The organism is Rhodococcus opacus (assembly GCF_012396235.1).
GTDB classification, from domain to species: Bacteria; Actinomycetota; Actinomycetes; order Mycobacteriales; family Mycobacteriaceae; genus Rhodococcus_F; species Rhodococcus_F opacus.
On sequence record NZ_JAAXPA010000074.1, the window covers coordinates 1 to 4006 of the forward strand.

1 protein-coding gene is annotated in these 4006 nt (G+C 68.9%); it reads right to left on the minus strand.

Features of this window, described 5'->3' with window-relative positions:
* A partial coding sequence (locus tag HGB39_RS37780) for a non-ribosomal peptide synthetase (protein WP_168443017.1) occupies positions 1-4006 on the minus strand: 4006 nt, incomplete at both ends.

Below are 4006 nucleotides of genomic sequence, written 5' to 3' on the forward strand. Positions count from 1 at the left end.
AGGGCGTGGTGGAGGGCGGTGGTGTCGAGGTGGCCGGTGAGGTGGAGGGTGAGGGGGATGTTGTAGGTGGGGGTGGTGGTGTCGTATTGGTTGAGGAACCAGATGCGTTGCTGGGCGGGCGACAACGGTGCGAACTCCGGCTCCCTCGCGGCGGCGGTCAGCGAGGGGCGCGGCTCCGATTCGGTGTCGTCCAGGAGCAGTCGCGCCAGAGCACGCGGGGTGGGGGCATCGAACAGACTGCGCACGGCGAGGTCCGTGTGCAGGGTCGCGTTCACGCGGGCGACTGCCCGGGTCGCCGTCAGCGAGTTTCCACCTGCTGCGAAGAAGTCGTCGTCCACTCCCAGACTCGACAGGTCGAGTGACGCGGCGAGGATTTCCGCGACGGTCTGTTCGAGTGGGGTGGTCGCCGAAAGCTGCGCGGGGAGCGGGGTGGATCGGAGGGTGCGGAGCGCGTCGCGGTCGAGCTTTCCCGACGGCGTCCGCGGAATGTCGTCGATCTCGACGACCGCGGACGGAACGAGCTGTGCGGGAAGCCGACTCGTCAGGTAGTCGCGGAGTTCGCGGGGTCCGGTCGCGCCGGTGGTCGTCACGTAGGAGACCAGTGTCGCGTCCTGGCCGCTCGTGTCCGGGCCGCCCGTCGAGGGGAGCGTCGCGCTGAACGTGACCGCCGGATGACCGGACAGCGCGGCGTCGATCTCGCCGGGTTCGATCCGGTACCCACGCACTTTCACCTGCGAGTCGCTGCGACCCAGGTATTCGAGGACGGCACACCGCTCGCTCCCGGTGTTCCAGCGGACGACATCACCGCTGCGATACATGCGACCGCCCGGTGGGCCGAACGGATCGGCCACGAATCGGGTGGCGGTGAGTGCGGGCTTGCCGTGGTAGCCGCGGGCGATCGCATCGCCCGCGATGTACAACTCCCCCCGGGCCCGGAACGGGACCGGTTGCATCCGGGCGTCGAGCACGACCTCGGTGACGCCGTGGATCGGGCCGCCGATCACATTCGCACCGTCGGTGGCCGGATCGTCCGAGATATCTGCCGCCACGGTACTTTCCGTCGGTCCGTACGCGTTGATGAGTCGACGGTGCGGAGACCACCGGCGGATCACGTCGGGGGTGCACTTCTCCCCGCCGGTCACGACGCACTCGAGGTCGTCGAGGCCCCCGGGGTCCAGGGTGGCGAGAGTCGTGGGGGTCAGGAAAGCATGGGTCACCCGGCTGTCGGCGAGATGCCGACGCAGTTCATCCCCGCCGTAGATCGTGGTGGGCACGATCACCGCCGTGGCTCCCGCAGACCACGTGAGCAGATACTCGAGTACCGACGCGTCGAAGCTGGGAGACGCGAAATGCGCCACCCGGGACGCTGCGGTCACCCCGGTACGTCCGCGCAATGTGGTTGCGAGAGAGTTCAATCCACGGTGACCGACCACCACGCCTTTCGGAACCCCGGTGGACCCGGACGTATAGATCAGGTACGCCGCATTGTCGGGGCGGATCGTGGGCGCCTGACGAGCCCCCGTGTCACCGGTGTGCGGTGTCCGGCCGGCATCCGTGCCATCGATGTCGATCCACGTGACGGTGTCCGGCAGCGCGTCGCGACGACTGCTCGTGGTGAGGCCGACGAGGACTCCGGAATCGGTGAGCATGTGCTGGATGCGGATCTGTGGATACGTCGGGTCGACGGGCAGGAACGCGGCGCCGGTTCCGGCGACGGCCCAGACGGCGAGGACTGATTCGAGGGACCGCGGTATCGCGATGGCGACCACACTTTCCGGACCGACGCCCGTCTCGACGAGGCGGTCGGCAAGGATCAATGCGCGGGCCTGCAGCTCGGCGTACGTCAGCCGGCGGGCCCCGTCGTCTACGGCGATGGCGTCGGGCGAGCGCTCAGCGGCGTCCGTGAGGATCGCGCCCAGGGTCCGCGGCTCGTCGGCTGCCTCGCCCCGGGCCGGCACCACCGCTCGGTGCTCCGCGGCGTCCAGCAGGTTCAGGCGGGCAATGGGCAGGGACGCGTCGGATCCCATGGCGACGAGCACACGTGCCAGTTGCCCGAGGATCGCGTCGACGCTGTCGGCATCGAATGCCGACAGCTGGAAGATGCACCGCAGGTGGAGTGTGGTGTCGGTGGTGGTGGCGGCGAGTGCGAGGGGGTAGTGGGTGGCGTCGGTGGCGGAGGTGGTGGTGATGGTGAGGTCGGTGGGTGGGGTGGTGTGGTGGGGGTAGTTCTCGTGGACGGTGATGGTGTCGAAGGTGGTGGCGTGGGGGTTGGGGATGTGGGTGAGGGGGAGGTGGTGGTGGTCGAGGAGTTGTGTGTGGGTGGTGTGGGTGTGGTGGAGGAGGGTGGTGAGGGTGTCGGTGGGGTGGAGGGTGATGCGGACGGGGATGGTGTTGATGAAGAGTCCGATCATGGTTTCGATGCCGGGGATGTGGGGTGGGCGTCCGGAGACGGTGGTGCCGAAGGTGATGTCGGTGGTGCCGGTGTGGGTGGCGAGGACGAGGGCCCAGGCGGTGTCGAGGATGGTGTGGAGGGTGAGGTCGTGGGTGCGGGCCACGGTCCGCAACCCATCCGTCTGGGCGGTCGTGAGTGTCACCACGCGCTCCGCGCAGGGACCCGCGTCCCGGTGAGGATCGAGGCCCGGTGCGAGCCGCGTCGCGTCCTCGACACCCTCGAGCGCACGACCCCACGCGGCGACGGACGCCGAGACATCGCGCGTGCCCAGCCATTCGAGGAAATCGCGGTACGGCCGCACCGGCGCAAGCGCATCGGGATCGGCGTGGTGCTCGTAGAGCTGGAGGAGTTCGTGCAGCAGTAGCGGGGTGGACCAGCCGTCGAGTACCAGATGGTGGTTTGTGAGCACCAGGTGGTGGTCGTCGGGACCGGTCGTGACAAGGGTGAATCGCAGGAGAGGAGGCTCGGCCGGGTCGAACGGCGCGGCGCGGTCCGCGGTGAGGATGTCGTCGAGCTCTGCGGCGGGACGGTGTGCGGTGGTGACGTCGTGGTACGCCCAGGCGAGAGCAGTGGTCGTCACGACCTGTACCGGTGTGCCGTCCGGCGTGTGGGTGAAGGCCGCGCCCAGGTTCGGGTGACGGCCGAGCAGGGCTGCCACGGCGTCGCGCAGGCGGTCGGGATCGAGGGGTCCGCTGATGTCGAGGACGAGTTGGACGACGTAGGCGTCGGCGGCGGGCCCGCCGAGTTCGGCGTGGAACAGCAGACCGGCCTGCAAGGGGGTGAGGGGCCAGACGTCGGTGAGGGTGGGGTAGTGGTGGTGGAGTGCGTCGAGGGTGGTTTGGTCGAGGTGGACGAGGTCGAGGTCGCTGGGGGTGAGCCGGCCGGCGCCGGGTCGGCTGATGTGGTCGGCGAGGGCGGTGAGGGCTTCGGTCCACAGGTCGGTGAGCTCGGTGACGTCGGCCGCCGGGAGCACACCGGGCGGATACACCCAGGTGGCGCGCATGATCGGGACGCCCCCTGATTCGTAGACGTAGGCGTTGACGTCGAGAATCGCTGTGACGGGCACGTTTCCGAGGATCGTGGTGTCGAACTCGATGCTGGTTACCGGTTCCCAGCCGGTTCCGTTCGAGGGCCCGTGCGGCGGGTAGTCGAAGCGGCCGAGGTAGTTGAGGGTGGTTTGGGGTTGGGGGAGGTTGCGGAGTTGGCTTGCGGTGTGGGGGTTGAGGTAGCGGAGGGGGCCGTATCCGGTGCCGTGGTCGGGGGTGTTGTGGAGTTGTTCTTTGATGGTGGTGAGGGCGTGCCCGGTGGCGGGTCCGCCGGTGAGTGCGTTGTCGAGGTCGATGTCGGTGAGGTCGAGGAGGGTTGGGTGGATGGTGGTGAACCAGCCGATTGTTCGGGTGAGGTCGGCGCCGGGGATGAGGGGGTCGGTGCGGCCGTGGCCTTCGATGTTGACGAGCAGTGTGTGGGTGGGGGTGTGGTGGCGGTGGCGCCAGGTGGTGATGGCGAGGGCGAGGGCGGTGAGGAGGGCGTCGTCGATGCCGCAGTGGTAGGTGG